At 46.4% G+C, this 18,414-nt stretch carries 18 protein-coding genes; 11 read left to right on the forward strand and 7 right to left on the reverse strand.

Features of this window, described 5'->3' with window-relative positions; all coding sequences use genetic code 11:
- Positions 1 to 315: 315 nt before the first annotated feature.
- On the forward strand, positions 316 to 1,860 hold the full coding sequence (locus METTU_RS22030; protein ID WP_081466853.1) for a PAS domain-containing sensor histidine kinase: 1,545 nt from the start codon (positions 316 to 318) through the stop codon (positions 1,858 to 1,860).
- Between the two features lie 179 nt (positions 1,861 to 2,039).
- On the opposite strand, the gene METTU_RS01380 is transcribed toward METTU_RS22030, so the two are convergent.
- Entirely contained in the window at positions 2,040 to 3,443 is a 1,404-nt protein-coding gene (locus METTU_RS01380; RefSeq protein ID WP_006889506.1) for a DegQ family serine endoprotease, read from the reverse strand.
- Between the two features lie 268 nt (positions 3,444 to 3,711).
- On the opposite strand from METTU_RS01380, the gene nadB reads away from it, so the two are divergent.
- Positions 3,712 to 5,307, forward strand: a complete 1,596-nt coding sequence (gene nadB / locus METTU_RS01385; protein WP_006889507.1) for an L-aspartate oxidase — start codon at positions 3,712 to 3,714, stop codon at positions 5,305 to 5,307.
- A 22-nt stretch (positions 5,308 to 5,329) separates the two neighbouring features.
- Here nadB and METTU_RS01390 read toward each other — a convergent pair whose 3' ends face one another.
- Positions 5,330 to 5,740 carry a hypothetical protein gene (locus METTU_RS01390; RefSeq protein ID WP_235202246.1) on the reverse strand — a complete coding sequence of 137 codons (411 nt, stop codon included), beginning with the start codon at positions 5,738 to 5,740 and terminating at the stop codon, positions 5,330 to 5,332.
- A 209-nt stretch (positions 5,741 to 5,949) separates the two neighbouring features.
- Here METTU_RS01390 and METTU_RS01395 point away from each other — a divergent pair, with 209 nt between their 5' ends.
- A complete protein-coding gene (locus METTU_RS01395) occupies positions 5,950 to 7,344 on the forward strand; it encodes a P-loop NTPase family protein (protein WP_006889509.1) in 1,395 nt (464 codons plus the stop codon).
- A gap of 70 nt (positions 7,345 to 7,414) precedes the next feature.
- A complete protein-coding gene (locus METTU_RS01400) occupies positions 7,415 to 7,912 on the forward strand; it encodes a hypothetical protein (protein ID WP_006889510.1) in 498 nt (165 codons plus the stop codon).
- A 9-nt stretch (positions 7,913 to 7,921) separates the two neighbouring features.
- Here METTU_RS01400 and METTU_RS01405 read toward each other — a convergent pair whose 3' ends face one another.
- Together METTU_RS01405 and METTU_RS01410 are read right to left on the reverse strand one after the other, a co-directional pair.
- Entirely contained in the window at positions 7,922 to 8,623 is a 702-nt protein-coding gene (locus tag METTU_RS01405; protein ID WP_254257801.1) for a hypothetical protein, read from the reverse strand.
- A gap of 5 nt (positions 8,624 to 8,628) precedes the next feature.
- Complete coding sequence (locus METTU_RS01410) at positions 8,629 to 9,642, reverse strand: tryptophan--tRNA ligase (RefSeq protein ID WP_006889512.1); 1,014 nt, start codon at positions 9,640 to 9,642, stop codon at positions 8,629 to 8,631.
- Between the two features lie 210 nt (positions 9,643 to 9,852).
- Here METTU_RS01410 and METTU_RS01415 point away from each other — a divergent pair, with 210 nt between their 5' ends.
- The 5 genes from METTU_RS01415 (at position 9,853) to METTU_RS22925 (ending at position 12,504) form a co-directional block, all read left to right on the forward strand.
- Positions 9,853 to 10,152, forward strand: coding sequence for a PilZ domain-containing protein (locus tag METTU_RS01415; RefSeq protein ID WP_006889513.1), 300 nt, complete (start codon positions 9,853 to 9,855; stop codon positions 10,150 to 10,152).
- Positions 10,153 to 10,263: 111 nt separating this feature from the next.
- Positions 10,264 to 10,668 (forward strand): 6-pyruvoyl trahydropterin synthase family protein, encoded by a 405-nt coding sequence (locus METTU_RS01420; protein WP_006889514.1) that lies wholly within the window; start codon positions 10,264 to 10,266, stop codon positions 10,666 to 10,668.
- Between the two features lie 8 nt (positions 10,669 to 10,676).
- Positions 10,677 to 11,126 carry a DUF1249 domain-containing protein gene (locus METTU_RS01425; protein WP_040579524.1) on the forward strand — a complete coding sequence of 150 codons (450 nt, stop codon included), beginning with the start codon at positions 10,677 to 10,679 and terminating at the stop codon, positions 11,124 to 11,126.
- A gap of 98 nt (positions 11,127 to 11,224) precedes the next feature.
- On the forward strand, positions 11,225 to 12,118 hold the full coding sequence (locus METTU_RS01430; RefSeq protein WP_006889516.1) for a DNA/RNA non-specific endonuclease: 894 nt from the start codon (positions 11,225 to 11,227) through the stop codon (positions 12,116 to 12,118).
- 221 nt (positions 12,119 to 12,339) lie between these two features.
- Positions 12,340 to 12,504, forward strand: coding sequence for a hypothetical protein (locus tag METTU_RS22925; protein WP_006889517.1), 165 nt, complete (start codon positions 12,340 to 12,342; stop codon positions 12,502 to 12,504).
- Positions 12,505 to 12,625: 121 nt separating this feature from the next.
- Here METTU_RS22925 and METTU_RS01440 read toward each other — a convergent pair whose 3' ends face one another.
- Both METTU_RS01440 and pap read right to left on the reverse strand, forming a co-directional pair.
- Positions 12,626 to 13,354, reverse strand: coding sequence for a helix-turn-helix domain-containing protein (locus METTU_RS01440; RefSeq protein WP_006889518.1), 729 nt, complete (start codon positions 13,352 to 13,354; stop codon positions 12,626 to 12,628).
- 343 nt (positions 13,355 to 13,697) lie between these two features.
- Positions 13,698 to 15,185 (reverse strand): polyphosphate:AMP phosphotransferase, encoded by a 1,488-nt coding sequence (pap, locus tag METTU_RS01450; protein ID WP_006889520.1) that lies wholly within the window; start codon positions 15,183 to 15,185, stop codon positions 13,698 to 13,700.
- Between the two features lie 263 nt (positions 15,186 to 15,448).
- On the opposite strand from pap, the gene gshA reads away from it, so the two are divergent.
- Both gshA and METTU_RS01460 read left to right on the forward strand, forming a co-directional pair.
- Positions 15,449 to 17,035: a glutamate--cysteine ligase gene (gshA, locus tag METTU_RS01455; RefSeq protein WP_081466854.1), complete on the forward strand. Its 1,587-nt coding sequence runs from the start codon at positions 15,449 to 15,451 to the stop codon at positions 17,033 to 17,035.
- A gap of 116 nt (positions 17,036 to 17,151) precedes the next feature.
- Positions 17,152 to 17,874, forward strand: coding sequence for a phosphoadenylyl-sulfate reductase (locus METTU_RS01460; RefSeq protein ID WP_040579832.1), 723 nt, complete (start codon positions 17,152 to 17,154; stop codon positions 17,872 to 17,874).
- Between the two features lie 210 nt (positions 17,875 to 18,084).
- Here the strand turns inward: METTU_RS01460 and METTU_RS01465 are convergent, their stop codons facing one another.
- On the reverse strand, positions 18,085 to 18,393 hold the full coding sequence (locus METTU_RS01465; protein WP_006889523.1) for a hypothetical protein: 309 nt from the start codon (positions 18,391 to 18,393) through the stop codon (positions 18,085 to 18,087).
- Between the last annotated feature and the right edge of the window lie 21 nt (positions 18,394 to 18,414).

The following is an 18,414-nucleotide window of genomic DNA, read 5'->3' on the forward strand; positions in this document are numbered from 1 at the left end:
AGCAGTATCATCCGCTTGCGGCGCATGATTAAAGAGTCAGTCAGGGTAAAAGTATAGGTTACCGGCCATGGACTCTACAAAATCAAAGGGCTTACTTGAAAACGAAATCCCTTTTTATTGTCTGACACTTGGGTAGGGTGATTTAGTCTAAGTCAGGGTTGTAGTAACATACCAGTAGTAACATATCAATGGATGTCAGGGGATGAAACCCCAGGTTCATCGATGCAGATTCAGGAATCTGGAACTTTGCTAATTGACGGATCGGCCAAAACCAGGCGGACAGACCCCCATTCCATTTCATCCTACATCAGACGAATGCATACACTGATTGATCTTTTTGATGTTAAAGACCTCATTCCTCATGGCTATTGTCTGTCGTGGAGTCCCCTATTACTTTGGCTGCACGTTGCATCGGATCTGCTGATCGCTCTCGCCTATTATGCCATTCCCCTGATTCTCGTTTATTTTATCCGTCAGCGTAAAGATTTGCCCTATCCGTGGCTGGTTGTCATGTTTGCCGGATTTATTGTCGCCTGCGGTACCACGCATTTATTGTCGGCTATCACAGTCTGGATACCCATGTATTGGTTGGACGGCTTGCTTAAAGCCTTTACGGCGATTATTTCGATTGCCACCGCGATACTGATGATATGGGTTGTTCCTCGTGTCTTGTCGGTACCGACCGTTGCACAACTGCAAGCTGAGATACAGCAAAGAAAAACAGCGGAAGGTGCGTTGCGGGAAAGCGAAAATAAACTGGCCACTATCCTCGACAATGTCGAAGCGTTTATTTATATCAAAGATTGCAACTATCAATACCAATACGTCAATCAGCCGGTGCAGCAGTTGTTTGGCAAAGCGGTAAAAGACATCATCGGTAAATCAGATGATGCCTTTTTTGATGAGGCGACGGCGGCAAAAGTGCATGAAGATAACCGCCGTGTCATTGAGCAGGGCGAGCGTATAGCCACCGAGTATGTTTATACCAACAAGGACAACACCATCACCCATGCCTATTTTACCGTTAATCAACCACTACGCCGTGAAGACGGCAGTATTTACGGTTTGTGCGGTATTTCTACCGACATAAGCGAACAAAAACATAGGGAACAACAAGACAAGAAACATCTGGACGAACTCGCCCATGTCACTCGCCTTGGGCTGATGGGGGAAATGGCGTCGGGTATCGCTCATGAAGTTAACCAGCCTCTGACTGCGATTTCCAGTTATACGCAAGTCAGTTTAAACCTTATCAATACTGAAAATCCCGATCTGGTAAGGCTCACCGAGATCTTATCCAAAACACAGCAACAGGCTTTACGAGCGGGACGAATAATTCATCGGATGAGGGAGTTTGTTAAATCCCATTCAAAACATCGTTCAAGCGCCGACGTTAATACCTTGATTCATGAGGCTGTCGGCTTGTGTATTGCTGAGCTTAAACAAAACGATATAAAGCTGAAATTTGAGCTGGAGAACAATCTGCCGCCTGTCTATGTTGATCATATACAAATTGAGCAGGTCATCATAAACCTGATCAGGAACAGCGTTGAAGCCTTGCAAAATTTATCCGCAAAACAGCAGCGCCAGTTAACCGTTAATAGTCGATTGGCTCCCAATAATGGCGTACGGGTCGAGGTGAAGGACAATGGGCCGGGACTTGATCAAGATCAACGCCAAAAAATATTAACGCCTTTTTACACCACCAAGGCCGACGGTATGGGCATGGGGTTATCCATCAGTCGTTCGCTGATCGAAGCCCATAATGGAACGTTGCATTGCAATAGCCAACCTGGAAAAGGCGCTACTTTTTATTTCACCCTGCCAAACTATATACAGAGAAAATCCGGCAAGCGGTAATAACTCAATTCATTTGGCGATGAATTAGCACGGTGGAGCTTGATATTGCGCTTCACTGTATTCAGGCCCTACATGCTGACTGATGTTACGCAAGCCACATAAAAAAACCACGAAGAGCATGAACAATAAAGCTTCACGATCTTCGTGGTAAAAACGCCTTAACTATTGGGCGAGTTCAGTTATTTTTCCACTTTAATTGCCAGAAACACAGGGCTGCCTTGACGCTGTATTAAAATGGCGACTGATTTACCGGCAGGGAGTTTTGTGACTATTTTTTCAAAATCAGCCGCATCGCGCACGACATTGTTCTGAATGCGTAAGATCACATCGCCACGCTGAATTCCGGCATCCTTGGCAGTACCCTTGGCAACGTCCTGAACTAACACGCCGTTTTTGGCAATCTGCAAGGTTTCTCTTTGCGTATCGGTTAAGTCAATGACGTTAACGCCCAGCCGGTTATGGGGGAGTTTTGGCGCGACTTTAGCTTCTGCCAATTTATCCGCTTCATCCGGCAAAAGTCCGACTTTAAAGTCGAGGGATTTAGTCTCGCCTTGTCTGATGATTTTTAAGGTGGCTTTGTCATTGATGGGCGTTATGCCTACCATGGGCGGTAAGTCACCCGAGGTTTCAATCTGCTGGCCGTTAAATTCGGTAATAATGTCGCCAATCTGTAATCCGGCTTTTTCGGCAGGACTGTCGGGCAGCACTTTGGAAACCAACGCTCCCTGCGGTTTTTTCATGCCGAATGATTCGGCCAGTTCCCGCGTGACATCCTGTATTTGGACGCCTAGCCAGCCATGCGCCGCTTTACCGGTGGCTTTGATTTGGTCGACGACATTCATCACTACATCCATGGGGATGGCGAATGAAAGTCCCATAAAACCGCCGGTACGGCTGTAAATCTGGGAGTTTATGCCAACGACTTTGCCTTCCATATTAAACAGCGGTCCGCCTGAATTGCCGGGATTTATGGCGACGTCGGTTTGTATAAACGGCACATAATTTCCGCCGGGCAGGCTGCGGCCTTTGGCGCTGATGATGCCGGCCGTCACGGATTGCTCAAATCCAAAAGGGGAGCCTATCGCCAGTACCCACTCGCCGACCTGGAGCTTGTTCGGATTGCCGATGGTAACGGCGGGCAAGTCTTTGGCATCGACTTTTAATAAGGCGACATCGGTGCGTGCATCGGTGCCGATCACTTTAGCTAACAGTTCCCGGTGGTCGGATAATTTGACTACGATTTCATCGGCATCTTTTACTACATGACTATTGGTTAACACGTAACCATCCGGGGAAATAACAAAACCCGAGCCTAATGACGTAGTATCTCTTGGCACATAGCCGCCGCCCTGTTCATTGAGAAAGCGTTTAAAAAACTCTTCCATTTCAGGAGGCATTCCCTCCGGTAGCTGCGGTTCTTCAGGGGCGTTTTCAGCCTCTGGTGGCGCTTTTTGCGTGGTGCTGATGTTGACCACGGCAATCCCGTTGGTTTTTACCATGTCGGTAAAATCCGGTAATTGTGCTAACGCGTTTTGATTAAACAAAACGATCAGAAAAAAACACCACTTAATTTTCTGGAACATAAAAACCTCCATTTAATATCATTAATAAAATAACGTATGTTAAAAATAACAGCCAAGGTAATAGATATAGCTTTCCAGAAAAGTTCTGTCCTATTTTTAAGGCTGTAGCACTCGCTAGTCTTGATAGTAACAGAGACAAAATATATCTGGATAGCGATATAAAAAAAATTGCTATCACACTAAAAAGCTTTATTATCCATTAACAACAACTAAGCGTGTTAGTCCTATAAACTTTCTCTCATTTGTCCAGATCACTACCTCTAATCTAATGCCTTATTCCCAAAATTACGATGTCCTTATTATCGGCAGCGGCGGCGCGGGCCTAAGCTTGGCGCTTAAGCTGGCGGATCATTCAATGCGAATTGCGGTCCTGTCAAAATTCGCCTTGACAGCGGGTAGCACCTATTATGCGCAAGGCGGCATATCCGCGGTTTTCGGCGCCGATGATTCTATCGAGTCGCATATTGAAGATACGCTGGATGCCGGTGCCGGGCTTTGCGATCCTGAAATTGTCAGGCTGACCGTCACGCACGGTAAAAGTTCGATAGACTGGTTGAGGGAGCAGGGTGTGATTTTTACCGAGGAGCAGACCGCATCCGGGGAAATAAAACTGCATTTAAACAAGGAAGGCGGACATTCTCACCGCCGCATCGTGCATACCGCCGATGCAACGGGTAAGGCGGTGTCGCTGTCGCTGATTGAGCGCGCTCAGGAACACGCGAATATCGATCTGTTCGAACACCATAATGTGGTGGAGTTAATTACCGATTCCAAGGAAGGCGACAAACGGATTTTGGGGGCCTATGTTTTGGATTCGAAAAAACAGGAGGTTCGGACGATAACGGCTCGCGTCGTGGTTTTGGCCACAGGCGGCGCAAGCAAGGCTTATCTTTACAGCACCAATCCGCAAAGCTCAACCGGCGATGGCATAGCTTTGGCCTGGCGCGCAGGCTGTCGCGTCAGCAATATGGAATTCATGCAATTCCACCCGACTTGTCTTTATCATCCGCACGCACATTCTTTTTTGATCAGCGAAGCGGTAAGAGGCGAGGGCGGTAAGTTGATCCTGCCGGACGGCTCGTCGTTTATGCAGCATTTCGATCCGAGAGAGGAATTGGCGCCTCGGGATATTGTGGCCCGCGCCATCGATCATGAAATGAAAAAACGCGGCATAGACTGCGTTTATCTGGATATTAGCCACAAACCGGAACAGTTCATACGCGAGCATTTTCCGACGATTTACCAGCAGTGTCTTGAGTTTGACATAGACATCACCAAGCAGCCTATTCCTGTGGTTCCGGCCGCGCATTATACCTGCGGCGGTGTGTTAACCGACAGTTATGCGCGTACCGACATCGCCAATCTCTATGCGATAGGCGAGGTTGCCTGTACCGGCCTGCACGGCGCCAATCGCATGGCCAGTAACTCGTTACTGGAATGCCTGGTGTTTGCAGAGCGGGCCAGCGAGGATATTTTGCAGAAATTGTCCGGCATTTCGCCGCCACCGCCTATTCCCGATTGGGATGAGTCGCAAGTCAGCGATTCCGATGAAGAAGTGGTTGTTTCTCACAACTGGGAGGAGCTGCGCCGCTTTATGTGGGACTATGTCGGTATCGTCAGAACCGATAAACGCTTAAGCCGGGCAATGAATCGCGTGGAATTGCTTAAAAAGGAAATCGCCGAATATTACGGTAACTTCCGTGTTACCAGTGATTTGCTGGAATTGCGCAATCTGGTTATTGTCGCCGAATTAATCATTCGTTGCGCACAGCAGCGCAAGGAAAGCCGTGGTTTGCATTACACGTTGGACTATCCTGAAACCGATAACAGCAAGCCCGCGCAAAATACGGTTTTGACGCCGTAACCGACTGACCGCCGTTGATACGCTAAGGCTTCAACAGCGGTTTGATCGCCATGGCCGCTTGCTCGCAGTCGATAGCTGATTTCTCAACCCGCCGCCGCAAAAAAAGCCCGGTGCTTAAACCGTCAATGTCACGAGAAACATATTCGTTAAGATCGGCGCAGATTTGTTGCATATGTTGCTCAGCCTGCAGTAAGGCCTCAGGTTTTTTAACCTCGTCGCTTTCCAACATCATCATCACTTCGCTGGTCATGCGATTTTGCAGCTTGAAAACCTCTTCCACGTGATGCTCAAAGTCTTCACGTGACTGGCCGTTTGCGCCATATCCACCAAAAAACGGAACAGCGCAGCCGGATATTAACGCGGCAATAGCAAGCGCCGCTAAGCTTCGAAGAACAATCAGACTCTTCACATTCATCATTTTATTTTTAAACACGTTTACAAGGCTCGTTAATCAACGCCCAATATACTATAAACTCACCTGATTTGAGTATGAAAAGAACAATATTTACTCAACATTTTTTCATTTTACAGTCGTAAAACGCCTTATTATCCCTCTTGTTTTTTTGTATTACTGTCCCATTCTAGGTGTATACTTCGTTACCCCTTAATCCATAAAAATATAACAAATAAGGTGTCAAACTGATGACTGAAAAGACAGCAAGCAAATACCTGCTTACCCTTGAAAAACACTTCGCCGCTGACAATCCGGTATTATTGAAAGCATCAAAAGTCTTTCAGGAGCTCGATCAAATTGAATTCGATTTGGGGCTCATCGAAATGGATGAAACGACTGCCAGTAAAAACTCATGGTGGCCAATAATCAGTTTGATTGGCGGTAATTCAACGGCCAAATCCAGGTTTATTAATAATTATCTGGGCTCGGATAATTTGTTTTCGGGCATTCAAACATCCAGTCATAAGTTTACTGTCTTGCTGCATAACAATCAGTCTAACCCGGCAACCTTGCCCGGCACAGCGCTGGACGTAGACCACCGGTTCCCGTTTTATCAAATCAGCAGTAAAATCGAGCAACAGCAAGAAGGCGAAGGGGATCGCATTAATTCCTACCTGGAATTGAAGACACTCAATAGCGACCGCCTGAAAAGCAAGCTTTTCATCGATACGCCGAATATCAGTGCCGCCCCATCCAATCCGGTTACGTCGCTGCTTGCAAAACATACCATTGAGAACTCCGATCTGGTGTTAATTTTTACCGATATCTTTGATTCAACATCGCCGCTGGTTGATGAAGTCATAGAAAGCATTACCCTCCATCAGGATTCCAATAAATTTGTTTATCTGATAGACAGGCCGGCAACCATGCTGAGTTCGACTACAAACAGCGAGATCATTTCTTCATGGCAAAGAAAACTTGCCGGATTGGGATTAAATACCGGTCAGTTTATTGTCCTGTCCAGTCAGGAAGGCAGTGTTATCCCTCAATCCTCGGCTGACTTTGCCTTGATAGACCAGCGCATAGCTAATGTCGGGTATGACCGTACTTATCGCGTGTTGAATTCACTGGAAAAAAACATTCGTGAAATTAATAACGTGGTGATGCCGGAGGTGAAAAAAGCCATCGGACTCTGGAAAGATCGATCAGCCTTTTCCAGCCTGATTGTACTCGGATTTATTGCTACCCTGGCCATTTTTGCTGAAATACAAACAGGCATTCTGGAACTCTTGCTAGACCCGATTATCGGGCCGGCTGTCATTGTTACGCTGTTGGTCATCATGATTCCGCTGCACATTATTTTCAGCAAGCTCCAGGCGAAATTAATCATAAGCCAACTTAACGCCCGGCAAAAAGAACTTCATTTAATGGAAAACCTAGCCGGTATTTTCGAAAAAAACCTAACCTTCAGCCGCATGATACTGCCAATTTCAGAACCCGTTGGCTGGAATAAAAAAACCAAACTTCGCTTGGCCCAGATATCCAATAAAACCAAAGAACTGGTTCAGCTATTGAATGATAATTTTAGCACTTATGATGGACAATCCTTAACCAGTTATTCCGGCTCGCCGGATTTTAAATAGTATTCGCATGCCTACGGGGTACTTGGCCGCTACGGTATAAATAGTTTGTAAAATAAAACCCTGGGTAACTATGGATGTTTTAAAACAATACTTACCACTATGCTGGTTAAAAAATAACCCGCTCGAGCTACCGAGATCAGTCGATTTTTTCAAACAAAATCTGCTGTTCTATTTTGTTGTTGAGTATTTCATGCAAGCCAACATGACCGACGACCCGATAGAGGCGTTTACCGAGGTTAGTATAGCGACGCTATTAACGCTGACATTTATAGGCGCCCTGCTGTTCCTCAACAGGACCTTATACGCCTATGTACAAGTGACAACAGCGATTATATTTTGCGCCAATATCATTGCACTGTTTGTCGTACCGGTGTTGATCTGGCTCACCGTCAGCGAAGATCCTTTAAGTTATTATTTTTTGGTTCTGCTTTTATTTTGGGATTATGTGGTGGTAGCTCACATAATCAAGCAAGTTTTAGCTATCAATTTTTTCGCCAGTCTGGTCTTGTCTTTGTTCTATTTTATAGCCACTTATTTTGGCGCTTTTGCGCTGGGACAAGTGCTGTAACCGGGCTTGTCATGCCGCCTCAAAAACAGTCTTGTAAGAGACATACATCAATGTTGAAACCAGCATATACAAAACAGGCGTTAACAAAGGTATTATTCCGGCGCCAATGAACGTGGCAGCAAATATAAAAGCCAGCAGCTTATACATTGCCGCCTGGTTTTTGACCGATGCCTGATTGCCTTGTTGTTTGGCCTGACTCCAGGAGTAGTCTTTAAACAGCATTAACGGATAGCTGAACCAGTTTGCAAAGGTAGTCAGCATTAGCAAGATAAAAAGCAGCGTGATCATTGCCGGTAAATAGAGCCAGCCGGCTATTTGGTGCGTGGATTTATTATTCAGATGCTCTGTCGTCAATTCCCAGTCAAAGAAGAAGTAGCCGATTTTATAAAGCTCACCCGAATAAATATTGGCGGTCACCCTGAACACAAACCAGCAAATCACCAGGCTGACGGCCGCTAATATGGCTAACGGCAGGCTTTTAGCTATCGCCCGGTAAAAGCTCAACGAAGTTCCTGTCGACGATTTCATGTCAATATATTTTGCAACCCCTACGCCGACAAACAAACCCGTTACCGCGAGAAAAATACCCAGTGCCAGGGAAACCCGTTCGATACCCAAAAGCAGGCCGATGAACAAGGTGCATCCTGTCCAAAGCAGCGGCGCACGGCTGATCAGCACTAATGACTGCTTGAGCCAGTTACCGAAGGTCACGGGGGTCACAAAGAGATTCGCGAAATCCCGACCGCTTTGCGCAACTCTTTCATAAACGGCACGCTGACTGCACGCGCTTTTTGAGCGCCTTCCTGCAATTGTTCTTCGATATGTTCCGGCGCCTGCAGCAATGCCTCATAACGTTCTCTTGCCGGAATTATGTGTTCATTAATATGCTCAAACAGCACCTGTTTCATTTCACCCCAGGCGATGCCGTCTGCGTAGCGTTGCCGTATTTCAGCCACTTCCGCTTGGGTCGCAAAGGCCTGGTAAATGCTGAACAAAGTGCAGCCTTCGGGGTCTTTGGGTTCGCCCGGTTCCAACGAATTGGTTTTAATCTTGTTAATGAGTTTTCTTAGCTTTTTTTCCGGCTCGAATAACGGGATGGTATTGTTATAACTCTTGCTCATCTTGCGTCCGTCCAGACCCGCCAAGGTTGACGCATGCTCTTCGATGACCGCCTCCGGCAGTACAAAATGTTCGCCGTAAATGTGATTAAAGCGCCCGGCAAGATCCCTGGCCATTTCAATATGCTGAATCTGGTCCTTGCCGACCGGAACTTTATTGGCATTAAACATCAGCATATCGGCTGCCATTAAGATCGGGTAGCTGAACAAGCCCATGGTGATGCCTTTATCGGCATCGTTCTCGCCGCCCTGTTCATTTTCTGCAACCGCCGCCTTATAGGCATGCGCCCTGTTCATCAAACCTTTTGCCGCAACACAGGTCAACATCCAGGACAGTTCCAAAATTTCCGGCACATCCGATTGCCGATAGAAAACCGCATTCGACGTATCCAGCCCTAAAGCCAGCCATGTTGCGGCAATCTCAAGGCTGGATTGCCTGACTCTTTCCGGTTCCTGGCATTTAATCAGCGCATGATAATCGGCCAGAAAATAAAAGGGCGTAACATTCGCGTCCTTGCTTGCCGCAATGGCCGGTCTGATGGCGCCGACATAATTACCCAAATGCGGTGTGCCTGTAGTTGTAATTCCAGTTAAAACGATCGCTTTAGTCATTAGATAATACTCAGAGGTCTGTTTATTTAAGATGTGAAAGATAGCGTCATATTACATAAGTTCAGCTTAATTTCCAGTGGAATAGCTCAATTGACGGTGCTGTGGCAAAACATGCCCCCGTTATTAGGGTTTTTATAGTAAACTTTGCTGTTAAGGCCATGCGACTCGATCAGCGGGCACAACAACTGTACACTTGACCGGAGAAATAGCATGTTGGAATATGATGAAAAGCGTAATTATATTCGAATGGAAATAGACTGTGACGTAACTTACAGACTTGCGGGTTCGGATGAATTACACCATGGACGCTGTTCATCAATTAGCGGCGCCGGCGTTTCATTTATTGCCGACCGGCTTTTTGATCCCGGCAAGGCAATGGAAATAAATGTTATTCCCAAAAATACGGTCACTCCCTCAATGACCGCTTTTATCGAGGTTATCAGAAGTGCCCAGCAAGACGATGGCAGCTATGAGGTTGCCGCCACCATCAAAAGCATAAAAGGGGACTGAAGCTCCCTACAACCCTGTAGGCAAAGCTTCCGCTCCTGCTCGCGCCCCTTGCCTACGTCCATGTAGGTAACGCTCATTATTTAAATTACCGGAACTGCTTATATTTTTATTATGTATACGATTACCAAAGAGGTGTATTTTTGTTACGGACACCGGTTAATGAATCACCCTGGCAAATGCCGCAATTTACACGGGCATAGCGTTAAGGCCTCGATTTCCATAGAACAGGAACAACTCAACGACCAAGGCATGGTCTGCGATTTTTCCGATATTAGAGACAGCGTTGAAGCGTTTATAGATCAGAAGCTTGATCATAATTTTCTATTGCATAAAGATGACCCGATCATTCCCATGCTTATTGCAAACAAGGAGCGTTTCCTGGCCCTTGATGAGCATCCCACCGCAGAAGTCCTGAGTAAGATGATTTATCAGCATCTTAAACAATCCGGTTTTAACGTCGCCCAAGTCGTGTTATGGGAAACCGCCAGCGCCCATGCCTGTTACCGGGAAAACTGACAGCGGCCATGAGTTTTGTAAATCCGGTCAACAAATCCATCTGTCTCGAACAAGTCTGCGAGTCCAACTATCAAAAGCTGCTAAAATTAATTCCGGACTTAATGGCATTTAAAGAAACCGCCATCGGTCTCGCTCCCCATCACACTACGCTGTATCTTGAAATCATTGAGCGTACGCCGTATACCATGACCGTGGAACTTAGCCATTGCTTCATTAATAAAAACAGGGATGAATTTCTGGCGCCCGCTGTAAAGATAAGAGTCTATCTGGATGCGCAGTTGGCCGAAGTATTAAGCGATCATGCCCGTGCCGGTGTGGCGCAGGTTTTTAAAGATCCCGGATTAAGCCGCGAAATTATGAACTACAAATGGCGGTTAAATTATTTTCTGCAAAAATGGCTGGATCACTGTTTAAAAAATGACTACTTATTCAGCCCTAATGCTGAAGCGGCGGCTTAATCTTGAGAAAAACAGCTTTTTTCGCGAAAGACAAATAGCCGTTTTAACGTTAATCCGTTCGCGGCTAGCCAACGCCACTCTTTAATGACCATCCGTTAATGCGTAAAAAATCACCCACACTAAGCCTGCTTAAATTATTGTTGGGATTATTTTGCCTAAGCCGTAAGCATCCTGTGTTGATGCTGATTGTCCTCGGTCTGGGCTTAGGCAGCTATGGCTATGAAGTTAAAATTGCCCGTCCGGCGTTACTCTATCAAGGCGCACCGCAATCCCGCGATGCTAAAAACATCGATACCTGGTTTCGCATATTACGTAATCGTGGTTTTATTCTGGGTTATTCGGATCTGCGCGGTAACCCGTTGTGGATAGAGTACGCGTTGATCCCCGCCGTAGAAAATATGCCGTCCCTAAAACGCCCCAATCACTTTGAAACCGACTGGCGCAGCATCAATCGCGTCAGCCACGAGAGTTATCAAAAAAGCGGATACGATCGCGGACACATGGCGCCAAATTATGCGATGAGTCATCTTTACGGCAGGGAAGGGCAGGCAGACAGTTTTTTGATGACCAACATTACTCCGCAAAAATCCAAGCTCAATCAACAATTATGGCAACGTTTGGAGGAGGAGGAAATAAAGCATTTTGCCAAGCTATTCGGCAAAGTGTGGGTGATTACCGGGCCGGTTTTTAGCGGCACGGTCGAGCGGTTATCTTCAGACTTGACGGTGGAAATACCGGATGCGTTTTACAAAATATATATGACAGAAACTGCGCCAAACAAGCCGCCTATTGCGTTGGCCTTTTTAATCCCGCAAACGGTCAACGGCAAAGAGCCGCTGGCGCAGTTCGTGACCAATATTGACAGCATAGAAGCGCAAACCGGTATCGATTTTTTTACTGAGCTGGACGATCGCATTGAGTCACATGTGGAGGCGGCTATTGAGCAGCTTCCCTGGGATTTGCAGGCCGTCAGTAAGCCTCCCCATCATTAACGGCAGCTAGTGTACAGGTCGCCCAAAATGGGCAATTGTTCCATACCGTTATTCGTACCTTGTCTCAACCCATCTTTAATTCTCGGGCTACATTTTGGGTGAAATCCAATAAATAAACATTTATTGATCTGGCTCAATTTTTTTATCCCGCACTTTGTTTAAATAGCCGCACGTTGATGCAAGTCAACTGTTTTTCCTTAATCAATAGCTGGAGAATTACTATGAATGATGTACAAGAAAAAGATAAATTCTGGATTTACGTAGCCGGCCTTGTTTTAGCCGTGGTTGCTACGGTGGTTATGATTAAAAGCGGTGAGCATGATAAGTTCGAATCGACAGCAAAAGCAATTGCTGAAGACCCTGCTAATTCAGCCTATAGAAAATAAAAGGCTTTCTCCTCTTAGCCGTAGTTTTCGTTTGACCGCATAGAGCCCAACTTAAAGCCTGGCTGAGTTGGGCTCTATGCGGAAGTTTATTAAATCCTCGCAAGTCTGGGTTGTTTAGCGATTAAGTTGCATAGAAGCTAAACAGCCCTTTTTTATCGGTTATTTTCAATTGCTTGGATTTAACTGCTATCAGTTTTCGTGCTTGAAAGAGATGAATGATCCGGCTAACCGTTTCATGCGCGATTCCCAGATAATTTCCTATTTCTTCCCGCGACATGCTCAGGCGAAATTCCAGCTCGGAGTAGCCTCGTATGCTCAGGCGATCTGAAATATGCAGAATGAAGCAAGCCACGCGCTCTTCTGCAGATCGGCGGCTTAGCATCATCTTTTGTACCTGCGCATCAAACTGGTTGCAGGATCTTTGCAGCAACACCTGGCTTAAGCCGGGGGTGTTGATGGCCAATATCTCTATTTTATAGGCCGGCAAATGGCAATAATTCACGGTCTCCAAGGCTATGGCGGTACAGTTATGGATTTGTGACGACATGCCGTCAAATCCGAGCAATTCTCCAGGAAGAATAAAATCAACGACCAGCTCATTGCCGTTTTGGTCAAAACTCAGTAATTTGGCGCTGCCGGAACGCAAGGCAATTATTCCCCTGAATGGGCTGCCGGCATGATAGATGGCCTCGCCCTTTTGACGTATATTGTTTCGATTGACTAATAGCGCGAGCTCACCCACTTCCGACCGAGGCAGTCCTTTAGGAATGCATAAATTATCCAAGTTACAGTTTGCGCAAGTGACTGCTGTTTTGGTTGTCGATGAGGTTGAGGTTGTTGAATCTATCATTGTTTTGGAAATGAGAAAGAGAGTGCGGAAATAAATCAATTAAAACTTAACTTGGTTACAAGAAATCCATATGCACTTTCTGATGACCAACTTATCGAAGGGATTTATTATCTCACCTGGAAGCATATAAATTAAATGGTATTTGTGCGGCATAGCGGTATTCCGTTGCCGCTAGAGGGCAAGCGTCATCCGGCTCTTTTCGTGCAAGACGGCTATTTTGTTGAAATGGTGTGTTTTCTTTTTGATTGCTATCAACGTTTTACCGATGTCATCGATAGCAAGCTTCGCGAGGCCGTTAACATGCGACACACATTTTTAAATTGAAGTCAGTGTTTCCTACAGACTATTTTTTCTGCATTGCCGCTTCAATTTGCTTGCATAAAGTTTTCAAAATCTTGATACGCGCAAAGTTCTTGTCATTGGCTTCTATCAGCGTCCAAGGCGCAATTTCGGTACTGGTGCGATCTACCATATCGCATACCGCATGCTCGTACTCATCCCATTTATCGCGATTGCGCCAGTCGTCTTCGGTAATCTTGAAGCGTTTGAAACCGATTTTTTCGCGCTCATTGAAGCGCTCAAGTTGTTCCTCTTTACTGATGGCGAGCCAGAATTTGACCACCACAATATTGTGGCGCACCAATTGTGCTTCAAAATCGTTGATCTCGCTGTAAGCGCGCATCCAGTCTACTTTTGAACAGAATCCCTCAACCCGTTCGACCAAGACGCGACCGTACCAGGAACGATCGAAAATCGTCACCCGCCCGCGGCGAGGAATGTGTCGCCAAAAGCGCCACAAATAAGGTTGAGCGCGTTCTTCCTCGGTAGGGGCGGCGACCGGAATAATATTGTACCAGCGGGCATCCAGGGCGCCGGTGATGCGGCGAATTGCGCCGCCCTTTCCGGCCGCATCATTGCCTTCGAACATGGCTATTACGGTGATGTTTTTAAACTTGGCTTCGCGGGTCAGCAAAGCGAGCTTGCCCTGGTATTTTTCCAAGTCAGTCTTGAATTTTTTCTTGTCAATCTTCTGGGTCAGATCCAGTGTCTTCAGAATGTTAAGCTGGTCAATCGAAGGCAGCGGTGGCGGCGCAATAATCTCCACTGTTTTCATGTCGGCATCGTCCAGGCGTTTACGTATGGCATCAAGAATCACCTTGCCTACGGTCAAGCTGCGGTAGTGGGGATCGTAGCCTTCGACGATGGTCCACGGCGCTTCTGCCGTGCTGGTGTGCCGAATCACGCTTTCATGTATGACACTGAACTTGTCGTATAGCTTGAAGTGTTTCCAGTCGCGATCGGTCACGCGCCAGCGGGTTTGCGGATTTTCCTCAAGCAGTTGCAGGCGTTTTTCCTGTCTGTTTTTGGATAAGTGCATCCAGAATTTGAGAATCAGCGCGCCTTCGTCGGTCAGCATTTTTTCCAGGCGTTTAGCGCGTTCCATGCTCTGGTCAAGTTCAGCCGCCTTGGTGCGACCGGTCACGCGATTGAGAATAGGCCAGGTGTACCAGGAGCCGAGAAACACGCCTATCCTGCCTTTGGGAGGAAGCTCGCGCCAGAACCGCCACATCATCGGGCGGTCAAGTTCCTCATCCGACGGCTCGCCCATGCCGTGAGTTTGGATAAACCGCGGGTCCATCCATTCGTTGAGCAAGTTGACGGTTTCGCCGCGTCCCGCACCGTCCAGGCCGCCAATCAAAATAATAACCGGAAATTTGGACGATTTTGCCAAATCCATTTGTGCGTCCAGCAGTGCCTCGCGTAGCTTGGGCACTTCCATATCGTAGGTGACTTTGTCTATCTTGTGTCCAAGCTCTGCCGATTCAAACATGACGATCTTCCTGATGGTTTATCCGAGAATAGAAATATTAAGATTATAAAGAGTATATGTTAGGTTTGTCGGCGATAAAAGCTACGGTTTTGTGATTGTTTTTTCATGTTTAGGCTGGTTTTTTTGTTCCGGTGGCAAGCGACCAATCGCTCCAGTAAAGGCCTAATCAAAACAGGTTCATATCCTCGATAATATTTCTTCAATCAGTTAAACCCTTTATAATGGTCGGATTATATAAGGACTACAGGGCATGTACCCATTCTATGACTAATTTGAATAACGCGCTTTCAACACGTTTGGATCGACTTACTGCAAGCGGTCATCATCAACTGCTTTGCGGAGGACTTAAAGGGATTGAGAAAGAAAGCCTGCGCATATCCAAAGACGGATTCATTGCCCAAACGCCACATCCCAAAGCATTAGGCTCCGCATTGACGCATCCGTATATCACCACGGATTATTCTGAATCCCTGATCGAATTGATTACCCCGCCGTTTGCCGACATAAAAGAGTCTCTGGACTATTTGCATAACATACATCAGTTTGTTTATGAGCATCTGGATAATGAAATTTTGCTGGGTGCAAGCATGCCCTGCGGCATTGATGGGGATGAAAGCATTCCCATCGCCGAATACGGGTCGTCCAACATAGGCAGGATGAAGCATGTTTACCGGCACGGTTTATGGCATCGTTACGGCAGAACCATGCAGTCCATTGCCGGTATCCATTTTAATTATTCGGTGCCTGAAGCCCTGTGGCCTGTTCTACATAAAGAAAAGAGCAGCCCGCTGAGCCTGGAGCAGTTCATTAACGAAGCCTATTTTGGTCTAATCAGGAATTTCCAGCGTATGGGCTGGTTAATTCTGTATTTATTCGGCGCATCGCCCGCCATCTGCAAAAACTTCTTCAACAGCCGTCCGGCATTGATGACGCAATTTGAAGCGTTTGACAATGGCACGCTTTATCATCCCTATGCGACGTCGTTACGCATGAGTGACATCGGCTACAAGAGTAAAAACCAGGCTAATCTGAACATTGATTACAACTCCATAGACGGCTATGTCAGTAGCTTGAGTGCGGCCATTAACACGCCTTATCCCGAATATGAAAAAATCGGCACGCTGGTTGACGGCGAATACCGTCAGCTGAACAGCAACATTTTGCAGATTGAAAACGAGTTTTACAGCACTATGCGGCCTAAACAAATTGCCCAGTCCGGCGAAAAACCGACCCTGGCGCTTAAGCGTCGCGGGGTTCGTTACATAGAAATGCGTTCGCTGGACCTGGATTTATTTAACCCTATCGGTATCGATGAAGATAAAGCCCGTTTTATTGAGGCGCTATTGCTCACTTGCTTGTTGCAGGACAGTCCGAAAACTTCAGCACAGGAGCAACAGGTGAACAACGCCAATCAATTGGCTGTTGCCAATTTTGGCAGAAAACCGGGGCTGGAACTTAATAAAAACAATCAAAAAATTCTTTTAAAAGATTGGGCGGCTGAAATTCTTGAATCCATGCAGCCGGTGTGTGCAATTCTTGATCAGGATGATGCGGCAAAGCATTACAGTTCCGCTTTGGAAAAACAGCAGTTGTTAGTCGAAAATCCTGATTCAACCGCATCTGCACGCATATTGGAGCAGATGACGCAGCTTAGGCAGCCGTTTTCCCGTTTCGCATTAAATACTTCCATCGAACATGGTCAGTACTTTAAGCGCAATGAACTGGATAAGATCAAGACGCAGCAGTTTAATGACATGGCGGCGCTATCTCATGACAAACAGCTGGAAATCGAAAATAACAAGCAAATGCCGTTTGACTATTTTTTGAAGCAGTATTTTTTACAAGCGTAATTTGGCTATTCGCGGTCGCTATTATTAAGTTGATGCAGGTTGTTGGCGAGTGAATTTGCCCCCATATAGATGATTAACTGAGCAGTGACACAAGCGGGCAATAAGGAAAACACATGATGACCACATTTGATATAGAGCAACTACAAACCGAGCTGGATCAAAAAAATCCGCGCGTCATACTGAAAAAAGCGCTGGAGCTGTTCGATAATATTGCCATTTCGTTCAGCGGCGCGGAAGACGTGGTGCTGATCGATATGGCATTGGCTATCAGAAAAGACATACAGGTCTTTTCTTTGGATACCGGACGCTTGCATCCTGAAACTTATCGTTTTATGGAAAAAGTCAGAAAGCATTACCAAATCGATATTGAATTATTGACCCCGGACCGCGATGTACTGGATAGCTTCGTTAAAAAGAAAGGCCTGTTCAGTTTCTATGAGGACGGACACCAGGAATGTTGCGGTATCCGCAAGGTTGAACCGTTAAAGCGCAAACTGGCTCATTTAGACGCCTGGATTACCGGTCAACGCAAAGATCAAAGCTTGGATACCCGGCAAGATATTCCTGAAGTGCAGATAGACACGGCATTTTCTACCGCCGAGCATCAACTGGTTAAATTTAATCCCTTGCTCAACTGGAGTTCGGCGCAAGTCTGGGATTATATTGAAGCCTATCAGGTGCCTTACAACGAGTTACACGAAAAAGGCTTTATCAGTATCGGTTGCGAACCCTGCACCCGAGCCGTGCTGCCCAATCAGCATGAAAGGTCGGGCCGTTGGTGGTGGGAGGCGGGGGCGAAAAAAGAATGCGGGTTACATGCGGGTAATTTGAAAAAGTAATTGCGGGCGACCGGATGGTCGCCCTTAGTCTTTTCAGCATAGGCTAAAATTTGTTATCTGGAAAAAGGGGGATAGCGTCTCATGGCTGAATTGGATGTCGTCAAAAACACCCTCTATTATTTTGCCGAAACGGGATTTATAACGTCAGAATTATGAAAAGGTGTGTGAATAATACGGAGTCAGCCGTGATTCCCGGTCCGGATAACTCAGCTAGTCCAGATCATTCAGATACAAGTCTTCAATCAGCTTTCTTTCTTCTTGCGTAAGTAAAATCGGGGAATATTTTTTTTCGGAGCGGCGTTGTTCGGAAAGCAGTTGTTGCCGTCGCTCAATTGCGCGTCTTTCATCGCTGCGTCTGCTCATATCGCGACGATTCGATTTTGGCCAGGCCAGATAATGATTTTTTATATTTTCCACCCACTCTGGCGATCCGAATGGATAGGGAATATTGCGCCTGTCAGTCATGCGCCGCGTCATGGATGACCTGCGCGGGTTGTGTCGAAAATCATAGAGGTTCATGTTTCGTTTCCTCCCCGACGA

Source organism: Methylobacter tundripaludum SV96, from assembly GCF_000190755.2.
GTDB classification, from domain to species: Bacteria; Pseudomonadota; Gammaproteobacteria; order Methylococcales; family Methylomonadaceae; genus Methylobacter_A; species Methylobacter_A tundripaludum.

What these genes read in the sequence shown, in the direction of transcription:
- nadB (WP_006889507.1), top strand. Translation starts at nt 3,712, where the DNA reads ATGCCTTATTCCCAAAATTACGATGTCCTTATTATCGGCAGCGGCGGC.
- METTU_RS01465 (WP_006889523.1), bottom strand. Translation starts at nt 18,393, where the DNA reads ATGAACCTCTATGATTTTCGACACAACCCGCGCAGGTCATCCATGACG.
- METTU_RS01395 (WP_006889509.1), top strand. Translation starts at nt 5,950, where the DNA reads ATGACTGAAAAGACAGCAAGCAAATACCTGCTTACCCTTGAAAAACAC.
- METTU_RS22925 (WP_006889517.1), top strand. Translation starts at nt 12,340, where the DNA reads ATGAATGATGTACAAGAAAAAGATAAATTCTGGATTTACGTAGCCGGC.
- METTU_RS01380 (WP_006889506.1), bottom strand. Translation starts at nt 3,443, where the DNA reads ATGTTCCAGAAAATTAAGTGGTGTTTTTTTCTGATCGTTTTGTTTAAT.
- METTU_RS01410 (WP_006889512.1), bottom strand. Translation starts at nt 9,642, where the DNA reads ATGACTAAAGCGATCGTTTTAACTGGAATTACAACTACAGGCACACCG.
- METTU_RS01430 (WP_006889516.1), top strand. Translation starts at nt 11,225, where the DNA reads ATGCGTAAAAAATCACCCACACTAAGCCTGCTTAAATTATTGTTGGGA.
- METTU_RS01400 (WP_006889510.1), top strand. Translation starts at nt 7,415, where the DNA reads ATGGATGTTTTAAAACAATACTTACCACTATGCTGGTTAAAAAATAAC.
- METTU_RS01415 (WP_006889513.1), top strand. Translation starts at nt 9,853, where the DNA reads ATGTTGGAATATGATGAAAAGCGTAATTATATTCGAATGGAAATAGAC.
- METTU_RS01425 (WP_040579524.1), top strand. Translation starts at nt 10,677, where the DNA reads ATGAGTTTTGTAAATCCGGTCAACAAATCCATCTGTCTCGAACAAGTC.
- METTU_RS01460 (WP_040579832.1), top strand. Translation starts at nt 17,152, where the DNA reads ATGACCACATTTGATATAGAGCAACTACAAACCGAGCTGGATCAAAAA.
- METTU_RS01440 (WP_006889518.1), bottom strand. Translation starts at nt 13,354, where the DNA reads ATGATAGATTCAACAACCTCAACCTCATCGACAACCAAAACAGCAGTC.
- METTU_RS22030 (WP_081466853.1), top strand. Translation starts at nt 316, where the DNA reads ATGCATACACTGATTGATCTTTTTGATGTTAAAGACCTCATTCCTCAT.
- METTU_RS01420 (WP_006889514.1), top strand. Translation starts at nt 10,264, where the DNA reads ATGTATACGATTACCAAAGAGGTGTATTTTTGTTACGGACACCGGTTA.
- gshA (WP_081466854.1), top strand. Translation starts at nt 15,449, where the DNA reads ATGACTAATTTGAATAACGCGCTTTCAACACGTTTGGATCGACTTACT.
- pap (WP_006889520.1), bottom strand. Translation starts at nt 15,185, where the DNA reads ATGTTTGAATCGGCAGAGCTTGGACACAAGATAGACAAAGTCACCTAC.